Origin of the sequence: Nocardia sp. NPDC052566 (genome assembly GCF_044547285.1) — a bacterium.
Classification (GTDB): Bacteria; Actinomycetota; Actinomycetes; order Mycobacteriales; family Mycobacteriaceae; genus Nocardia.
Genome location: NZ_JBIUAF010000008.1, coordinates 111885 through 132829 on the forward strand (window position 1 = coordinate 111885; position 20945 = coordinate 132829).

The following is a 20945-nucleotide window of genomic DNA, read 5'->3' on the forward strand; positions in this document are numbered from 1 at the left end:
GGGCCCATCGACGAACCGTCGGCGGTGACGTGGTGCACGGTGAACGCGAGCACATGCTCCTGCTCCGCGATGCGGAACAGCGCGACCTTCAGCGGCACCTCCTGGGTGACGTCGAAGGTGGTGAGCGCGAACGCGATCACGGTGCCGACGAGATCGGCCTCGGTCACGTCGATCGGCGTCAGCGCGGCCGCGGTCTGCGCCGCGGGCAGGATCACCTGGTGCGGTCCGTCCGCGGCGCCGGGGTAGGTGGTGCGCAGAACCTCGTGCCGGGCGAACACATCGCCGATCGCCTGCTCCAGCGCGGCCACGTCGAGCGTGCCCGACAGGCGCACGGCCAGCGGGATGTTGTCGACCGCCGAGGTGGCGGTGTCGAACTGGTTGAGGAACCAGTACCGCTGCTGCGCGGGCGACAGCGGAACGCGCTCCGGGCGCTCACCCGGCCGCAGCGGCGGGCGGGTGCGGCCGGAACCGGCGTTGCGCTCGACCCTGGCGGCCAGCGCGGACACCGTCGACGCCTCGAACAGGTCGCGGACGGCGAGCTGGGTGTCCAGCGCCGCGCCGAGGCGTGCGGTCACCTGGGTGGCCAACAGCGAGTTGCCGCCGAGTTCGAAGAAGTCGTCGTCGACGCCGACCCTGGCGACACCGAGCACGTCGCCGAAGGTGCCTGCGACGATCTCCTCGATCGGTGTCGACGGCGCGCGGAACACCTTGGCCTCGAACACCGGCGCGGGCAGCGCCTTTCGATCGAGCTTGCCGGAGGCGTTGAGCGGGAACGCGTCGAGCACCATGAAGGCCGAAGGCACCATGTAGGCGGCCAGCTGCGCGGCGAGCGCGGTGCGCACCGCGTCGATATCGATCGCCCGGTCCGGGTTCGCGACGAGGTAGGCGACCAGCTGATCGCCGGTCCGCTCGTCCGAGCGCACCACGACGACCGCCTGGGCCACCGAATCCTGTGCGGTGAGCGCCTGTTCGATCTCGCCGAGCTCGATGCGCAGACCGCGCAGCTTCACCTGGAAGTCGGTACGGCCGATGTACTCCAGCTCACCCGCGGCAGTCCAGGTGACGAGGTCACCGGTGCGGTACATGCGGTCCGCGTCACCGAACGGGCTGGCCACGAACCGTTCCGTGGTCAGGTCGGGGCGGCCGACGTAGCCGTGCGCCAATTGCACACCGGCCAGATACAACTCACCCGGCACACCCACCGGAACCGGCCGCAGGCGCGAATCCAGCACGTACACCTGGGTGTTGAACACCGGAGCACCGATCGGCACCGACGCGGCATCGGCATCGACGACCTCATGGAAGGTCACATCGACCGCGGCCTCGGTCGGACCGTACAGGTTGTGCAGCGCCGCGCCGGTGAGCTCGCGCAGGCGCTGCGCGGTCACGGCGGGCAGCGCCTCACCGGAGGCGAACACCATGCGCAGGCTGGCGCAGTCGGCCGCCCGATCGTCGGCGACGAACACCGCGAGCATCGACGGCACGAAGTGCGCGGTGGTGATCTGCTCGCGCTGGATCAGCTCGGCAAGGTAGGCCGGGTCACGGTGGCCGTCCGGCTTCGCAACCACCAGGCGCGCGCCGATCTGCAAGGGCCAGAAGAACTCCCACACCGACACGTCGAAGGTCGACGGCGTCTTCTGCAGCACCACATCGCCCGCGGTGAGGCCGTAGGCGGCCTGCATCCAGACGAGGCGGTTGACGATCGCGGCATGGCTGACCGCCACACCCTTCGGGCGGCCGGTCGAACCGGACGTGAAGATGACGTACGCGGTATTGCCCGCGCGCAGCGGCCGGTGCCGGTCGGCGTCGGTGAGCGGCGCGTCCGAGAAGCCGGACAGGTCGAGCTCATCGATGCGGACCTGGCGCGCTGTGTATCTCGCGGCGTTCGCGGGGCCCTCCGTGGTTACGCGAGCTGCCGCCTCCGGGCCCGTCGCTACCGCCGGGGCCACCTCGAGATCGCTGCCCGAGGTCAGCACGCAGACCGGGCCCGCGGTGTCGAGGATGTGACCGGTGCGCTCGGCCGGGTGATCCGGATCGAGCGGCACGTAGGCGCCACCGGCCGCGTGCACCGCGTACATGCCGACCACCAGATCGATCGAGCGCCGCATGCCGAGGGCCACATACGATTCCGGGCCGACACCGTGCAGCTTGAGCCAGCGCGCGAGGCGGTGCACCCGGCTCGCGAACTCGGCGTAGGACAGAGTCGTCCCCTCGAAGGTGAGCGCGATCGCGTCGGGCGTGCGCACGGCCTGCTCTTCGAACATCGAGACAAGCGTTGCGGTGCCGTCGGTCTCGTAGCCGGTGGCGTTCCACGCCTCGACCACGGTGGCACGCTCGGCGGCATCGAGCAGGTCGATATCGCCGATCGTGACGGCAGGTTCGGCGACGACGGCCTCGAGCAGGCGAACCAGCCTGCGCGCCACGCCCGCGACGGTGTCCGCGTCGAACATGTCGGTCGCGTAGGCGAATTCGGCGGTCATGCCGTCGGCGGCGCCCAACTCGTCGAAACGGTCGGTCAGGTTCAGGTGCAGATCGAACTTGGCGGTCACCACGTCGAGCGGCACACCGGCGACCTCGAGGCCGGGCAGCTCGAACGAGGCCTCCCCCGTGTTCTGGAACGACAGCATCACCTGGAACAGCGGATGCCGCGCCTGCGAGCGGGCCGGGTTCAGTATCTCGACGAGCCGCTCGAACGGCAGGTCGGCGTGGCCGAACGCGGCCAGGTCGGTTTCCCGTGTCCGCGCGACCAATTCGGCGAACGACTCGGCCGGGTTCACCTCACTGCGCAGCACGAGGGTGTTGACGAACATACCGATGGCGTCGTCGAGCGCGGCCTCGCCTCGGCCCGCGACCGCGGTGCCGATGGCGATGTCCGCGCCGTTGGACAGCCGGGCGAGCAGCGCGGCGAAGGCCGCGTGCACCACCATGAACAGGCTGGCGCCGTGTTCGCGGGCCAGTGCGTTCAGTCCGTGCAGCAGTCGCGCGTCGAGGTCGAATCCGTACACGCCACCGGCATTCGACGCGATGGCCGGACGCGAGCGATCCGACGGCAGGTCGAGCTGATCGGGCAGACCGGCCAGGTGCTCGGACCAGTACGCGACCTGCTGAGCGATCAGCGAGGCCGGATCCTCCTCGGAGCCGAGCGTTTCGCGCTGCCACAGCGCGTAATCGGCGTACTGCACCGGCAGCGGCGCCCAGCCGGGCGCCTCGCCGCGCGAGCGCGCCGAGTAGGCGACCATCACGTCGCGCGCCAGCGGACGCACCGACCAGCCGTCGCCGGAGATGTGGTGCACCACGAACACCAGCACGTGGGTTTCCGGCTGCGATCCGTCCATCGATGCCTCGATGCGGAACAGCGCGGCGCGCACCGGCACCTCGGCGGTGACATCGAAGCCGGTGAGCACCAATTCGCGGATGCGGTCGGTGATCTCGGTCTCGGACACCGTGATCGGGCTGAGGTCGATGGGCTCCTGCCCCGCGGGCAGCACCACCTGCACGCCGACGCCCTCGGCGGTCTCCGGGTAGACGGTGCGCAGCACCTCGTGCCGCTCGACGACATCGGCGACGGCCTGGCGCAGCGCGTCGGTGTCGAGAGTGCCGGTGAGCCGGACCGCGAGCGGGATGTTGTTGACCGCGGTCTGGTTGTCGAACCGGTTGAGGAACCACATCCGCTGCTGGGCCAGGGACAGCGGGATACGCGCCGGGCGGGCACCCGCCGCGAGTTCGCGCCGGGCTCCGGTGCCCGCCTGGCCCTCCAGCCGCGCGGCGAGCGCGGCGACGGAGGGCGCCTCGAACAGGATCCGCACTGGCACACGGGTATCCAGTGCCGCGCCGAGGCGGGCAGCCACCTGGGTGGCGATCAGCGAGTTACCGCCGAGTGCGAAGAAGTCGTCGTCCAGGCCGACCTGGCGGCGATCCTCGGCGGCGGCCAGGCCGAGCACCTCGGCGAAGGTGTCGGCGACGATCTCCTCGATCGGGGTCGACGGCGCGCGGAATTCCCTTGCCTCGAAGGCGGGTTCGGGCAGTGCCTTGCGATCGAGCTTGCCGTTCGGGTTGAGCGGCATGGCGTCGAGCACCACGATCGCGGCGGGCACCATGTACGACGGCAGCTGCGCGGACAGGTGGGTGCGCAGCGCCTCGACATCGACGAGCGCGCCTGCCGCCGGGACGACGTAGCCGACGAGCTGATCGCCGGTACGCGCGTCGGAGCGGACCATGGCGACCGACTGCGCCACGGAATCGTGTGCGGTGAGCGCGGTTTCGATTTCCCCGAGCTCGATGCGCAGACCACGCAACTTCACCTGGAAGTCGGTACGACCGATGTAGACGATCGACCCATCGACATCACGGGTGACAAGGTCACCGGTGCGATACATACGCTCACCGGTACCGAACGGATTGGCAACAAAACGATCCGCGGTCAGATCCGTACGACCGAAGTAACCACGCGCCAACTGAGCACCCGCGAGATACAGCTCACCCGCAACACCCGGCGCGACCGGGTGCAGACGCGAATCGAGCACGTACGCCTGGGCATTCCACACCGGCAGACCGATGGGTACCGCGCCCTCGACGTCCGCCGCCACCGGGGCGTGGGTCGCGTGCACCGTGAACTCGGTGGGGCCGTACAGGTTGTAGAGCTCCGCCCCGGACACCTGGCGAATGGCGTCGACGGCATCGGAGGTGAAGGCCTCACCGGCGATGAACAGCAGGCGCAGCGACGCCAATTCGGCGCCGACCTCGGCGGTGCCCGCGTAACCCGCGAACACCGTCAACATCGACGGCACGAACGAGGTCATCGTGACCCGCTCCGCCGCGATGACATCCGCCAGGTACTGCGGATCACGATGACCATCCGGGCTGGCAACCACGATCCGGCCACCGGTGCTCAACGGACCGAACAACTCCCACACCGACACATCGAACGTCGCGGGAGTCTTGAACAACACGACATCATCAGCACCGATGCCGTACTCGCCGGTGATCCAGCGAATCTGGTTCACCACCGCCGAATGCGGCACGGCCACACCCTTCGGGCGGCCGGTCGAACCGGACGTGAAGATCACGTACGCCGGGTGTTCAGGACGCAACGGCGCGATCCGCTCCGAAACCGCCACCGGCGCATCGGAGTACACCGACAGATCCAGCTCGTCGATCGACAACGTAGCGATAGCTCCGCCATCGAAACCATCACGCGAGGTCGTCAGCACACAGACCGGTGCCGCCGACTCGAGGACATAGTTCACCCGCTCGGCAGGCTGATCGATATCGAGCGGCACGTAACCGGCGCCCGCCTCGTGCACCGCGTACACGGCGACCACGAAGTCAACAGAACGCCGCAGACCAAGCGCGACAAGGCTTTCCGGACCGACACCGGCCCCGATCAGCTTGCGCGCCAAACGATGCACCCGGGCACCGAACTCGGCGTAGGTCAGCGAAGTACCGTCGGCCGGATCGACGATCGCGACCGCGCCGGGCGTCGCCGCCGCCTGCGCCGCGAACTCGTCCACCAGCGTGCCCGCACCGGGCAGCGCACGCGCGGTGTCGTTCCAGCCGCGCAGTGCCAGTTCGGTTTCCGCCTCGTCCAGCAGCGCGATATCGCCGATGGCCCGCTCGGGCTCCGCCGCGATCGCGCGCAGCAGGCGGTTGAACCGGCTGCCGAACTCGGCCATCGTGGCCGGATCGAAAAGATCGGTGGCGTAGATGATCTCGGCCGCGATACCGGAGGGCACGCCCGCGGTGGCAGTCCGCTCGGACAGCGTCAGCTGCAGATCGAACTTGGCCACGTCGACCGGCAGTTCGACACCGCTCGCCGTCAGGCCTGGCAGTTCCAGGCTGGTCTGGCCGGTGTTCTGGAACGAGAGCATCACCTGGAACAGCGGATTGCGCGCCTGCGAGCGGACCGGGTTGATGATCTCGACCAGGCGCTCGAACGGCAGATCGGCATGGCCGAACGCCGCGATATCGGTGGCGCGCACCGCACGGAGCAGTTCGGTGAAGGTCGCCGACCCGTCGACCGCGGTGCGCAGCACCAGGGTGTTGACGAACATGCCGATCAGGTCGTCGAGCGCGCGATCACCACGACCGGCAACCGGTGTGCCGATGGCGATATCGTCCTCGCCGGACAACCGCGCGAGCAGTACCGCGAGCGCGGTGTGGGTGACCATGAAGAGCGTCGCACCGCGCGTGCGGGCGAGTTCGGCCAGCTTGGCGTGCGTTTCGGCGTCGATCTCGAAGACGTGCGTCGCACCGCGGTTCGAGGCGACGGCCGGTCGCGGCCGGTCCGCGGGCAGGTCGAGCTGCTCCGGCAACCCGCGCAGGGCGGTCCGCCAGTACGAGATCTGCTGGGCGATCACGGATTCCGGATCGTCCTCGGCGCCGAGCACCGCGCGCTGCCACAGCGCGAAGTCCGCGTACTGCACCTCGAGCGGGCGCCACGCGGGCTCGCCGCCGTCGACGCGCGCGCCGTAGGCGGTCATGACGTCACGGGTGAGCGGACCCATGGAGAAGCCGTCGGCCGAGATGTGGTGCACGACAAGGGCGAGCACGTGTTCGGTCGGGCTGATCTCGAACAGCGCCGCGCGGAACGGCACCGCCGTGGTGACATCGAAGGCGGTCAGTACGAGCTGCGAAAGCCGCAGCGGCAGTTCGGCCTCGGTGACGTCGATCGGCGAGAGATCCGGGATCACCTTGCCGGTAGGCACGGTCTGCTGATGTGCGGTGCCGTCCACCTCCGGGTAGAAGGTGCGCAGCGATTCGTGCCGCGCGAGCACATCGGCGACCGCGACCTGCAGCGCCTGCCGGTCGAGCAGGCCGGACAGCCGCACCGCGGCCGGGATGTTGTCGACGGCCGATTCGGGGTCGAAGCGGTTGAGGAACCACATGCGCTGCTGCGCCAGCGACAACGGCACCAGTTCGGGCCGCTGCTGCGGCACCAGCGCCGCACGGCCGCCCGCACCCGCCCGCGATTCCGCGCGGGCCGCGAGCGCGACCACGGTGGACGCCTCGAACAGTTCACGGACGCCGAGCTCGGTATCGAGCGCGGCCGACAGCCGCGCCGCGACCTGGGTCGCGCTCAGCGAGTTGCCGCCGAGTGCGAAGAAGTCGTCGTCGAGGCCGACGCGGTCGAGGCCGAGCACATCGGCGAAGGTGTCCGCGACGATCTCCTCCACCGGCGTGGTCGGCGCGCGGAATACCGCGGCCTCGAACACCGGCGCGGGCAACGCCTTGCGATCGAGCTTGCCGGAGGCGTTGAGCGGGAACTCGTCGAGCACGAGCACCACCGACGGCACCATGTAGGCGGGCAGCTGCCTGCCGAGATCCTCGCGCACCAGCTCGGTGTCGAGCCGGACATTCGGCGCGGCAATGACATACGCCACCAGCTGATCGCCGGTGTGCTGGTCGCCGCGCACCACCACGACGGCCTGGGCGACCTCGTCGAGCGCGGTGAGCGCCTGCTCGATCTCGCCGAGCTCGATGCGCAGACCGCGCAGCTTCACCTGGAAGTCGGTGCGGCCGATGTACTCCAGCTCACCCGCAGCGGTCCAGGTGACCAAGTCACCGGTGCGATACATCCGCTCGGCATCACCGAACGGATTGGCCACGAAACGGTCGCTGGTCAGGTCGGGCCGCGCGACGTAGCCGCGCGCCAGCTGGGTGCCCGCCAGGTACAGCTCACCCGCGACGCCGACCGGAACCGGCCGCAACCGCGAATCCAGCACGTACACCTGGGTGTTGAACACCGGAGCGCCGATCGGCACCGTATCCGCGTCGGCCGTGCCGACCTCGTGGAAGGTGACGTCGACCGCGGCCTCGGTCGGGCCGTACAGGTTGTGCAGCGCCGCACCGGTCAACTCACGCAGGCGATGCGCGGGCTTGGGCGGCAGCGCCTCACCCGAGGCGAACACCATCCGCAGCGAATCACACTGCGCGGCGGCCGCATCGGCGACGAAGACGGCGAGCATGGACGGCACGAAGTGGGTGACGGTGACCCGCTCGGTCCGGATGATCTCGGCCAGGTAGGCCGGATCGCGATGGCCGTCCGGCCGCGCGACCACCAGGCGCGCACCGATCTGCAAGGGCCAGAAGAACTCCCACACCGACACGTCGAAGGTGGCCGGCGTCTTCTGCAGCACCACATCGCCCGGGGCCAGCCCGTACTCGGACTGCATCCACACCAGGCGGTTGACGATCGCGGCATGGCTGACCGCCACACCCTTCGGCCGACCGGTCGAACCCGACGTGAAGATCACGTAGGCGGTATTCGACGGCCGCAGCGGCGCACCGCGTTCGGCGTCGGTCACCGGTTCGTCGGTGAGCCCGATCAGGTCGAGCAGATCGATGCGCACCTGCGCGGTGTCGATGTCGAGATCGGTGCCCGAGGTCAGCACGCACACCGGATCGGCGGTGGCCAGAATGTATTCCGTGCGCTCGGCCGGATGATCGGGATCGAGCGGCACGTAGGCGCCGCCGGCGATGGTCACCGCGTACATGCCGACGACCAGATCGATGGAGCGCCGCATGCCGAGTGCCACATAGGACTCCGGGCCGACGCCGCGTTCGATCAGCCAGCGCGCCAGGCCGTATACCCGCCCGGCGAACTCGGCATAGGACAGACTCGTCCCCTCGAACGTGAGCGCGGTCGCGTCGGGGGTCGCGGCGAGCTGCGCCTCGAACATCGACACCAGCGTCGCGTTCTGGTCGATGTCGTGCGCGGTCGCGTTCCAGCCCGTGACGACGAGCTCGCGCTCGGCGGTATCGAGCAGTTCGATATCACCAACGGCCGCATCGGGTTCCTCGATGATCGCGGTCAGTACCCGGATCAGGCGCTCGGCGATCCGCCGCACGGTCTGCTCGTCGAACAGATCGCGCAGGTACCCCGCGCGGATCCGCAGCTCGGAATCGAGCTGAGCGATCAGCGTCAGCGGGTAGTGGGTGGCATCGGTGGCGTCGAGGTCGACCACCGCCATGCCGTCGATATCGGCGGCCTTGGCGCGGATGCCGTCGGCGTCCACCGGGTAGGACTCGAAAACCACCAGCGTGTCGAACAATCCGCCGACACCGGCGGCGGATTGGATGTCCGCGAGGCCGACGTAGTGGTGGTCGAGCAGGTCGGCCTGCTCGCCCTGGGTCCTGGTGAGCAGGCCGCGCGCCGATTCCGCGGAGTCGAAGCGCACCCGCACCGGCACGGTGTTGATGAACAGGCCGACCATGTTCTCGACGCCGGTCAGCTGCGGCGGGCGCCCGGACACCGTGGTGCCGAACAGCACATCGTCGCGGCCGGTCATCCGGCCGATCAGGATGCCCCACGCGGTCTGCAGCACGGTGTTCGGCGTGACGCCGAGCGAACTGGCCAGCGCGGTCAGGCGCGCGGTGGCGGCCTCGTCCAGGCCGAACAGGTATTCGCCTGCCAGCGCGGTGATTTCGCGTCCGGCGTCAGGACGCGAGAGCAGCGTCGGTTCGGTGACGCCGCGCAGCGCCTTCGACCATGCGGCCATCGAGGCCGAATGATCCTGCAGCGCGACCCATTCCAGGAAGTGCCGGTAGGAGCGGGCGGCGGGCAGTGCGCTCGCGTCCGCGTGCACCGCGTACAACACGAGCAGGTCCTGCATGAGCAGCGGCATAGACCAGCCGTCGAGCAGGATGTGGTGGTTGGTCACCACGAACTGCCACTTGTTGGCGGCCACCTGCACCAGCGTGAACCGGATCAGCGGCGGCGCGGCCAGATCGAAGCGCTGCGCGCGGTCGGCGGCGATCAGATCCTCGGCGGTACCCGCCTCGATGCGGTCGTGCTCGGTCCAGCCGATGCGGACGCTGTCCAGCACCACCTGCACCGGGTTGCCGTCGTTGTCGGTGACGAACGCGGTGCGCAGGCTCTCGTGGCGATCGACCAGAGCCTGTGCGGCCGAACGCAATCGGGCCGCATCCACCCGGCCGGTGAGCGTCAGCACCACCTGTGCGGTGTAGACGTCCACCGAGCTCGCGGCCAGCCGCGCGTGGAACAGCAGACCGGCCTGCAGCGCGGACAGCGGCCAGACATCGGCCAGCGCGGGGAAGCGCCGCTCCCAGCCGTCGATATCGCGCTGGGTGAGGTCGCGCGCGATACCGTCCCTGGTCCGGCGCACCAGCGCGAAGTCCGACGGTGTGTGCCCGCCCGCGCCGGTCGAATGGGCGTGCTGGGCAACCGCTTCCAGCGCGCTGGTCCACAGGTCCGCGAATTCGCGGACCTGGTCGGCGTCGAACAGCGTTGCCGGATAACCGATATTCGCGGTCAGCGTGTCGCCGACGACGATGGCGTTGATGTCCAGCGGCGCCATCGCGGGCATATCCGCGTCGTAGGCGCCGCCGAGCGCACCGAGTTCGGGCGCCGGAATCCAGCCGAAGCCGCGCAGCGCCTCCGGTACATCGCTGTCGGAGACGCGGCCCAGGTAGTTGAAGCTCACCTGGCCCGGCAGCTGCGCGGGCAGCTCGGCCGCGGTGTCGGTGTTCAGGTAGCGCAGCATGCCGTAGCCGATGCCCTTGTCGGGCACCGCGAGCAGCTGCTCCTTCACGGCCTTGATGGCGCTGCCGAGCGCGGGACCGCCGGCCAGCGCGGCATCGATATCGATGCCCGCCAGGTCGAAGCGCACCGGGAACATCGTGGTGAACCAGCCGACCGTGCGCGAGAGGTCCGCGCCGGGCACGATGTCCTCTTCGCGGCCGTGGCCCTCGAGCCGGATCAGCAGCGAGTCCTCGGCGCGTGCGCCCGGCTTGCTCGCGCGCCACTTCGCGGTGGCCAGTGCCAGCGCGGTGAGCAGGCCGTCGTTGACGCCGCCGTGGAACAGTGCGGGCACCGTGGTCAGCAGGGCGCGGGTGACCTCGGCGGACACCTCGACCTTGATCTTCTCGATGACACCGGAGGTATCCACCGCGGGATCCATCGGCCGCGCGGTCAGCAGCGGATCGCCGCTAGCGACTGCTTGCAGGTCGCTCGAACCAACACTGCTACCGACCACCGAACGCCAGTAGTCGAGTTCGGCGACGCGGTCCGCGCCGCGTGCCGCGCGCTCCAGCGCGTGCGCCCATGCCCGCATCGAGGTGGCCGGTGCGACCAGCTCGGGTTCCTGGCCCGCGGCCAGCTGACCCCAGGCCGCGACAAAGTCCGGCACCAGGATGCGCCAGGAGACACCGTCGATCACCAGGTGGTGCGCCACCACGATCAGGCGTCCGGCGCGCTCGGCGGACGAAGGCTCGAGCCAGACGAACCGGATGACGACGCCCGTGGCGGGATCGAGCAGATCCAGCGAGGCATCCAGTGCGGCGGAGGCGATCTCGACCAGCGCGGCGTCGTCGACGCCCGCGTCGAATTCGGTCCGGTCGATCAGCGCGTCGACGTCGACGGTGCCCGGCTCCGCGATGTCGACGATCCAGTCGTCACCGGCGTGGTACAGGCGGGCACGCAGCATGTCGTGCCGATCGATGACCGCGCGCACGGTGGCGGCGATACCGGAGCGCTCGATGCCGACCGGAAGCTCCAGTGCCATGGTCTGGTTGAACCGGCCGAACGAACCGGCCCGCTCGGCCATGAAACGGACCACCGGGGTCAGCGGCAGCTCGCCGACGCCGCCGCCGGGCAGCTCGGCGAGCACGGTGGTCGACGCCGTCGCGCTCGCGGCCGTCTGGGCGACCGAGGCCAGCCCGGCGACGGTGCGCTGCTCGAAGACGTTGCGCGGGCTGAAGACCACGCCGCGCGCCTTGGCCCGCGAGACCAGCTGGATGGACACGATGCTGTCGCCGCCGAGCGCGAAGAACGAGTCGTCGATGCCGACCCGGTCGACGCCGAGCACCTCGGCGAACACCTCGGCGATCGTGTGCTCCAACGGATTACGCGCCGCGCGGAACACCACCTCGGAGGCGAACACCGGCTCGGGCAGCGCGCGGCGGTCCAGCTTGCCGTTGGGGTTGAGCGGCATGGCGTCGAGCACCATGATCGCGGCGGGCACCATGTACGACGGCAGTTCGGCGGCCAGGTGGGTGCGCAGCGCCTCGATGTCGATGTGCGCGCCGCGTGCCGGGGTGACGTAGCCGACGAGCTGATCGCCGGTGCGCGCGTCCGACCGGACGATCGCGACGGCCTGGGCGACCGAATCCAGTGCGGTGAGCGCGGTTTCGATCTCACCGAGCTCGATGCGCAGACCACGCAACTTCACCTGGAAGTCGGTACGACCGATGTAGACGATCGCACCGTCGACATCACGGGTGACAAGGTCACCGGTGCGATACATACGCTCGGCGGTACCGAACGGGTTGGCAACGAAGCGATCCGCGGTCAGGTCGGCGCGGCCGAAGTAGCCACGCGCCAACTGGGCGCCCGCGAGATACAGCTCACCCGCGACACCCGGCGCGACCGGATGCAGACGCGAATCGAGCACGTACGCCTGGGCATTCCACACCGGCAGACCGATGGGCACCGCGCCGCGCACGTCGTCGGCGACCGGGGCGTGGGTGGCGTGCACGGCGAATTCCGTCGGCCCGTACAGGTTGTAGAGCTCCGCCCCGCTGACCCGGCGGAACGCCTGAACGGTGTCGGAGGTGAAGGCCTCACCGGCGATGAGTAGTGCGCGCAGCGAGGTGAGTGCCTCGCTCTCGACGGCGCCGGCGAACGCGGTGAGCATGGACGGCACGAACGAGGTCATCGTGACCCGCTCCGCCGCGATGACATCCGCCAGGTACTGCGGATCACGATGCCCGTCCGGGCTGGCAACCACGATCCGGCCGCCGGTGCTCATCGGACCGAACAGCTCCCACACCGATACGTCGAACGTCGCGGGGGTCTTGAACAGCACGACATCATCAGCGCCGATGCCGTATTCGCCGGTGATCCAGCGAATCTGGTTCACCACGGCCGAATGCGAGACCGCGACACCCTTCGGGCGGCCGGTCGAACCCGAGGTGAAGATGACGTACGCAGGATGCTGCGGGCGCAGCGGCGCGATCCGCTCCGAAGCGGTAACCGGCGCATCGGAGTACGCCGACAGATCCAGCTCGTCGATCGACAACGTAGATATAGCTCCGCCATCGAAACCGTCACGCGAGGTCGTCAGCACACAGACCGGTGCCGCCGACTCGAGCACGTAATCGATGCGCTCGGCAGGCTGATCCAGATCCAGTGGCACATACCCGCCACCGGCCTCGTGCACCGCGTACGCGGCGACCACGAAGTCAACAGAACGCCGCAGACCAAGCGCGACAAGGCTTTCCGGACCGACACCGGCCTCGATCAGCTTGCGCGCCAAACGATGCACCCGGGCACCGAACTCGGCATATGTCAGCGTCGCGAAGCGACTCGTTGAGGGGTGGTGGTCGGGCGACGGGTGGGCCAGCGTCGCGAAGCGACTCGATGAGGGGTGGTGGTCGGGCGACGGGTGGGCCAGCGTCGCCGTGACCTCGCCCGAACGGTCGACGATCGCGACCGCATCCGGCGTCGCCGCCGCCTGCGCCGCGAACAGCTCGACCAGCGAAGCCGCCGAACCGATCGCACGCACCGTGTCGTTCCAGCCGTGCAGCGCCTGCGCGACCTCGGCCGCGTCCAGCAGCGCGATATCGCCGACCGGCAGATCAGGCGTCGCGACGACGGCCGCGAGCAGCCGCTCGAACCGCTGCGCCAGCGCCGCCGCCGTCGGCTCGTCGAACAGATCGGTGGCGTAGGTCAGCGCGAGCGCCATACCGCCCGCACCGTGCTCGGACAGGGTGAACTGCAGGTCGACCCGGGAGACGTTCTCCTCGACGTCGAGCGCCGAAACCATCAGGCCCGGCAGTTCCAGCGTGGTGCGATCCAGGTTCTGGAACGCGAGCAGCACCTGGAACAGCGGGTTGCGTGCCTGGGAGCGCTCAGGCGCGAGCAGTTCCACCAGTCGCTCGAACGGCACGTCGGCGTTGCCGAACGCGTCGAGGTCGGTGCGCCGCACCTTGTCCAGCAGCTGGGTGAACGATTCGGATCGGTCGACGCCGGTGCGCAGCACCAGCGTGTTGACGAACATGCCGACCAGATCGTCGAGCGCCTGCTCGCCACGACCGGCGATCGGGGTGCCGATGGCGATGTCGTCGCCGCCGGAGAGCCGGGCGAGCAGCACCGCGAGCGCGCTGTGCATCACCATGAACAGCGACGAACCACGCTGGCGCGCCGCGTCTTCCAGCGCGCGCACCAGTTCCGGCGCGAGCCTGCGGTGCAGGGTCGCGCCGCGCAGCGAGGCGATCGGCGGGCGCGGGCGGTCGGTGGGCAGCGAAAGCTCGTCCGGCACACCGTCGAGCGCCGTGCGCCAGTAGGCGACCTGGCGGGCCATCAGCGAGTCCGGATCCGCCTCGGAGCCGAGCACTTCCCGCTGCCAGATCGCGAAATCGGCGTACTGCACCGCGAGCGGCGCCCAGGTCGGCACGCTGCCCTGGGTGCGCGCGGTGTAGGCGGTCATCACATCGCGGCTCAGCGGCCCCATGGAGAAACCGTCACCGGCGATGTGGTGCATCACCACCACGAGCACGTGCTCGTCCGCGGCGGCCTGGAACAGCCTGGCGCGCAGCGGAACCTGTTCGGCCACATCGAATCCGGCCGAGACGTACTCGGTCACCGCCGCGGTCAACTCGGCCGCGGGCGCCTGGTACGGCCGCAGGTCGAGCGCGATCTGCTCGGCGGGCACCACGAGCTGCATCGGCGTTCCGCCGTGCTCCGGGTAGCGGGTGCGCAGCGACTCGTGCCTGCGCACCACGTCGGCGATGGCCAGTTCCAGTGCGGCGGTGTCCAATTCGCCGGTCAGCCGGATCGCCAGCGGCAGGTTGTACGCCGCGGACGACTTGTCGTACTGGTTGATGAACCACATGCGCTGCTGTGCGAACGACAGCGGCACCAGTTCGGCGGCCGGGCGCTGCCGCGCGACCAGCCTGGCCCGCGACGCACCGTCGGCGTGCGATTCGATCCGTGCCGCAAGCGCTTCCACCGTCGGCGTCTCGAACAGGGTGCGCACCGCGACGGTGGTGCCGAGCGCGGCGCCGATGCGGGAGGCGACCCTGGTCGCGATCAGCGAGTTGCCGCCGAGTTCGAAGAAGTCGTCGTCCAGGCCGATCTGCGCGAGATCGAGCACCTCGGCGAATACCGCGGCGACGGTCTCCTGCACCGGCGTCTGCGGCGCGCGGAAGGCACGCGCGCGCACCGCGGGGGCGGGCAGCGCGCGGCGGTCCAGCTTGCCGTTGACGGTCAGCGGGATCCACTCCAGCCGCACCATGGCCGAGGGCACCATGTAGGACGGCAGCCGCTCGGCCGCGCCGTTGCGCACCACGTCCAGATCCGGCGTCGCCTCGGGCTCGGCCACCACGTAGGCCACGATGCGCTGATCTCCCGGCTGGTCCTCGCGCACGATGACCGCGGCCTGGGCGATGCCGGGCTGGGCGAGCACGGCGGATTCGATCTCGCCGAGTTCGATGCGGAAACCACGCACCTTGACCTGATCGTCGGCGCGGCCCAGGTATTCGAGCTCACCGAAGCGGTTCCAGCGCGCGAGGTCGCCGGAGCGATACAGGCGGGTGCCCGCTGCCTCGGCCCCGCCGAGCGGGTTGGCGACGAAGCGCGTCGCGGTCAGATCGGGGCGGCCGAGGTAGCCGCGGGCCAATTGCGGGCCCGCCACATACATTTCGCCCGCGACGCCGACCGGCACCGGCCGCATCCGGTTGTCGAGCACGTACACGCGCAGGCCCGCGATGGCGCGGCCGACCACGCTGCCGGAGGCGGCGGCGATGGTCGCGGCGTCCAGCGCGCGGTAGGACACGTGCACCGTGGTCTCGGTGATGCCGTACATGTTGACCAGCAGCGGGGTGCTATCGCCGTGGCGCGCGACCCAATCGGCGAGCCTGCGCAGCTCCAGCGCCTCGCCGCCGAACACCACGTAGCGCAGCGCGAGCGCGCCCGCGTCGGCCGCGGCGTTGCGATCGGCCTCGGCCAGTTGGTAGAACGCCGACGGCGTCTGGTTGAGCACCGTGACGCGTTCCCGGCGCAGCAGTTCCAGGAACTGCTCCGGCGAGCGCGAGGTGTAGTAGTCGACGACCACGAGGGTGCCGCCGTAGAGCAGCGGGCCCCACAGCTCCCAGACCGCGAAGTCGAAGGCGTAGGAGTGGAACAGGGTCCACACGTCGTCGGGGCCGAAGCCGAACTCACGATCGGTATTCGCGAACAGCCGCACCACATTCCGGTGCGCGACCGCGACACCCTTCGGGCGGCCGGTCGAACCGGAGGTGTAGATCACGTAGGCCACGTGATCGGGCGTCAGCGCGGCGATGCGGTCGGCGTCGGTGATCGGCGCGTCGTCGGCGTCCTCGACATTGCCGGTCTCCACGGCGAATCCGTCGAGCACCACCGACGGCAGCTCTTCGGGCACCGTGACCTGCACCGTGGAGTCGACGATCACGCTCGTCGGGCGCGAATCCGCGAGCACGTACGCGATGCGCTCGGCCGGATAGGTCGGATCGACCGGCACATAGCCCGCACCGGTCTTCACCACCGCGAGCAGCGCGACGACCAGGTCGAGCGAGCGCGGCAGGATCACCGCGACCAGCGATTCCGGACCGGCGCCCTCGGCGATCAGCCTGCGCGCCAGCACATTCGCGCGCCGGTCGAGCTCGGCGTAGGTCAGCGTCTCCACGCCGAACTTGGCCGCGATGCGGTTCGGATGCGCGAGGACCGCGGCGTCGAACAAGCCGACCAGGGTGATGTCGGACTCAGCGAACAGGCCGGTGCTGTGCCCGATGGTGGCGCTCCCGGGGCCCTGCGTGGTTACGCGAGCTGCCGCCTCGGGGCCCGCCGCTCGCGCCACGGCATCGACACCGGCGGACACCCAGCGCTGCGTGACATCGAGCCGCTCGGCCTCGCCGAGCAGGTCGATATCGCCGACCACGATCTCCGGATCCTCGGCGACGCTGCGCAGGATGCGCACGAGGCGGTCGGCGAACAACGCCACCGTCTCTGGATCGAACAGTTCTGTGGCGTAGTTCCAGGACAGCGCGAGCGCGCCGTCCGCGGTCCCACCGACGGTCAGCTGGACATCGAACTTCGAAGTGCCCGCGTCGAATTCGACGACGTCGACATCGAGGCCGGGCAGCGCGATGGTGCCGAGATCGGCGGCGGAGGCGGCCTCGAAGGTCAGCGCGACCTGGAACAGCGGATGATGCGCCTGCGAGCGGGTCGGGCTGATGACATCGACCAGCCGCTCGAACGGCACGTCGGCGTGCGCGAACGCGGCCAGATCGGTGCGGCGCACCTGCTCGAGCAGTTCGCGGAAGGTGGTGCCGAGCTGAACGTCGTTGCGCAGCACCAGGGTGTTGACGAACATGCCGACCAGATCGTCGAGCGCGCGTTCACCGCGCCCGGCGATCGGAGTGCCGATGGCGACATCGGTGCTGTTGGACAGCCGCGCCGTCCACGCGGCGAGCGCGGCGTGCACCACCATGAACAGCGTGGCGCCGTTGGCGCGTGCCACCTCGGCGAGCGCGGCATGCAGTTCGGCGTCGATCGAGAAGGCGTGCGTGCCACCGGCATTGGAGGCGATCTCCGGGCGCGGGCGGTCCGCGGGCAGCTCGATCTGGTCGGGCAGGTCGCGCAGGCGCTCGGTCCAGTAGGCGATCTGCTCGGCCGCGACCGAATCCGGATCCTCTTCGCTGCCGAGCACTTCGCGCTGCCACAGCGTGTAATCGGCGTACTGCACCTCGAGCGGCGCCCACGCAGGGGCCTCGCCCCTCGTGCGCTCGGTGTAGGCGACAACGACATCGCGCAGCAGCGGGCGCAGCGAGAAGCCGTCACCGCTGATGTGGTGCAGCACGAGCACCGCGACGTGTTCGGTCTCGCTCACTGTGAGCAGGCTTGCCCGGAACGGGATCTCGGTGGTGACGTCGAAGTGCGTGCTCGCCAGCTCGACGATGCGCGCGGGCAGCCCCGCCGCGCTCACCGATTCCGGCGCCAGCGCGACGCGCGCCTCGTCGACGGGCAGAATGCGCTGGTAGCCAACGCCTTCCACCTCGGGGTACACCGTGCGTAGGGCCTCGTGCCTGGCCAGCACGTCGCCGAGGGCCGCGTCGAGCGCGGCGCGGTCGACGGCGCCGGTCAGCCTGATGGCGACCGGGATGTTGTTCACCGCGGTGCGGCTGTCGAAGCGGTTGAGGAACCACATGCGCTGCTGTGCGAGCGACAGCGGGACAAGCCCGGTGCGCGGGCGCGGGGTCAGCGGCGTGCGGCCACCCTCACCCACATGCGATTCCAGGCGCGAGGCCAGCGCGGACACCTGCGCGGTCTCGAACAGCACCCGGACCGGGAGCTCGATATCGAGCGCCGCGCCGAGGCGCGCGACCAGCTGGGTGGCCAGCAGCGAGTTGCCGCCGAGTTCGAAGAAGTCGTCGTCGGCGCCGACCCTGGCGACACCGAGCACCTCGCCGATGGTGTCGGCGATCGCCTGCTCCACCGGTGTGCTCGGTGCGCGGAATGCCTTGGCCGCGAACACCGGCGCGGGCAGCGCCTTGCGGTCCAGCTTGCCGGAGGCGTTGAGCGGGAACGCGTCGAGCACCACGAAGGCCGCGGGCACCATGTAGCCGGGCAGCTGGCGGCCGAGCGCGGCCTTGACCGCGTCGATGTCGAGCACGCCGTCGGCGGGCACCACATAGGCCGCGAGCTGATCGCCGAGGCGCTCGTCGGAGCGCACGACGACGGCGGCCTGGGCCACCGCGCGCAGCGCCGTCAGCGCCGACTCGATCTCGCCGAGCTCGATGCGCAGGCCACGGATCTTGACCTGGAAGTCGGTGCGGCCCAAATACTCCAGCTCACCGGCGGCGGTCCAGGTGACCAAGTCACCGGTGCGGTACATGCGGTCCGCGTCACCGAACGGGTTGGCCACGAAGCGATCCGCGCTGAGGTCGGGCCGCGCCAGGTAGCCGCGCGCCAATTGCACACCGGCCAGATACAACTCACCCGGCACACCCACCGGAACCGGCCGCAACCGCGAATCCAGCACGTACACCTGAGTGTTGAACACCGGAGCACCGATCGGCACCGACGCGGCATCGGCATCGACGACCTCATGGAAGGTCACATCGACCGCGGCCTCGGTCGGACCGTACAGGTTGTGCAACGCGGCGCCGGTGAGCTCGCGCAGGCGCTGCGCGGTCACGGCGGGCAGCGCCTCACCGGAGGCGAACACCATGCGCAGGCTGGTGCAGTCGGCCGCCCGATCGTCGGCGACGAACACCGCGAGCATCGACGGCACGAAGTGCGCGGTGGTGATCTGCTCGCGCTGGATCAGCTCGGCAAGGTAGGCCGGATCGCGGTGGCCGTCCGGCTTCGCGACCACCAGGCGCGCGCCGATCTGCAAGGGCCAGAAGAACTCCCACACCGACACGTCGAAGGTGGCCGGAGTCTTCTGCAGGACGACGTCGTTGGCGGACAGCCCGTACTGGGCGTGCATCCAGACGAGGCGGTTGACGATCGCGGCATGGCTGACCGCCACACCCTTCGGCCGACCGGTCGAGCCCGATGTGAAGATGACGTAGGCGGTGTTGTCCGGGCGCAGCGGCGTGCTGCGATCGGCGTCGGTGAGCGGCTCGCCGGAGAACACCGACAGGTCCAGCTCGTCGATGCGGACCTGCGAGAGCCCGTCGATATCCAGGTCGCTGCCCGAGGTGAGCACGCACACCGGCTGGGCGGTGTCGAGGATGTGGCCGGTGCGCTCGGCCGGATGATCCGGATCGAGCGGCACGTAGGCGCCACCGGCGACGGTGACCGCGTACATACCGACGACGAGGTCGATCGAGCGCCGCATACCGAGCGCGACAAGCGATTCGGGGCCGACGCCCGCGGCGACCAGCCAGCGCGCCAACCGGTGTACCCGGTCGGCGAACTCGGCGTAGGACAGACCTGTCCCCTCGTACGCCACGGCTGTCGCCTCCGGCGTGCGGACGACCTGCGCCTCGAACAGCGAAACCAGCGTCGCCGCCGCGGCATCGGGGGCCTCGGGCAGCACCGCGTCCACCTCGAACGCGGTGGCGTTCCACAGGTCGAGCTGCGCGCGCTCGCTCGCGTCGAGCACGTCGATATCGCCGAGCCTGACCTTCGGGTCGGCGACGACACCGCGCAGCACCCGCAGGAACCGATCGGCGAAGGATGCGGCGAAGCCGGAGTCGAACAGTTCTGCCGCGTAGAGGATTTCGGCTTCCATGCCGTGACCGGCCGCGGGGTCGGCGCCCTCGTCGAGGGTCAGCTGCAGGTCGACCTTCGCGGTCTGCTGATCGACGCCGAGTTCGGCGACGCTCAGACCGGGCAGTTCGAGCGCGGCGCGGCCGAGGTTCTGGAACGACAGCATCGCCTGGAACAGCGGATGCCGCGCCTGCGAGCGCGCCGGGTTGAGCACCTCGACGAGCCGCTCGAACGGCACGTCGGCGTGCGCGAACGCCTCGAGATCCTGCTCGCGCACCTGCCCGAGCAGTTCGGTGAACGGCTGCGCGGGATCGATCCTGGCCCGCAGCACGAGGGTGTTGACGAACATACCGATCAGGTCGTCGAGCGCCTGATCGCCGCGGCCCGCGATCGGCGTGCCGACGGCGATGTCGTCGGTGCCGCTCAACCGCGCGAGCAGGGTGGCGAACGCACCGTGCACCACCATGAACAGCGTGGTGCCGTTGGCGTGGGCCACCGCGTTCAGCCCATCGATCAGCTCACCGGGGACACGGAACCGATGGGTGCCCGCCCGGTACGACGCGATCGCCGGGCGCGGGCGGGTGGACAGCCGCAGCTCGTCGGGCAGGCCGGCGAGCGCGCGCCGCCAGTAGCCGAGCTGTTCGGAGATCAGCGACTGCGGATCGTCCTCGGAGCCGAGCGTTTCCCGCTGCCACAGCGCGTAATCCACGTACTGCACCGCCAGCGGAGCCCAGCCGGGCGCCGACTC

Annotated in this window: 1 protein-coding gene (only partly in view); it reads right to left on the reverse strand. The window is 69.9% G+C overall.

This entire window lies inside a single protein-coding gene on the reverse strand: locus ACIG5A_RS38890, encoding a non-ribosomal peptide synthase/polyketide synthase. The 50397-nt coding sequence extends 19237 nt beyond the window's left edge and 10215 nt beyond its right edge, so the window shows coding positions 10216–31160 (codon 3406, complete, through codon 10387, partial); reading right to left, the first codon wholly in view occupies positions 20943 to 20945. Both the start codon and the stop codon lie outside the window.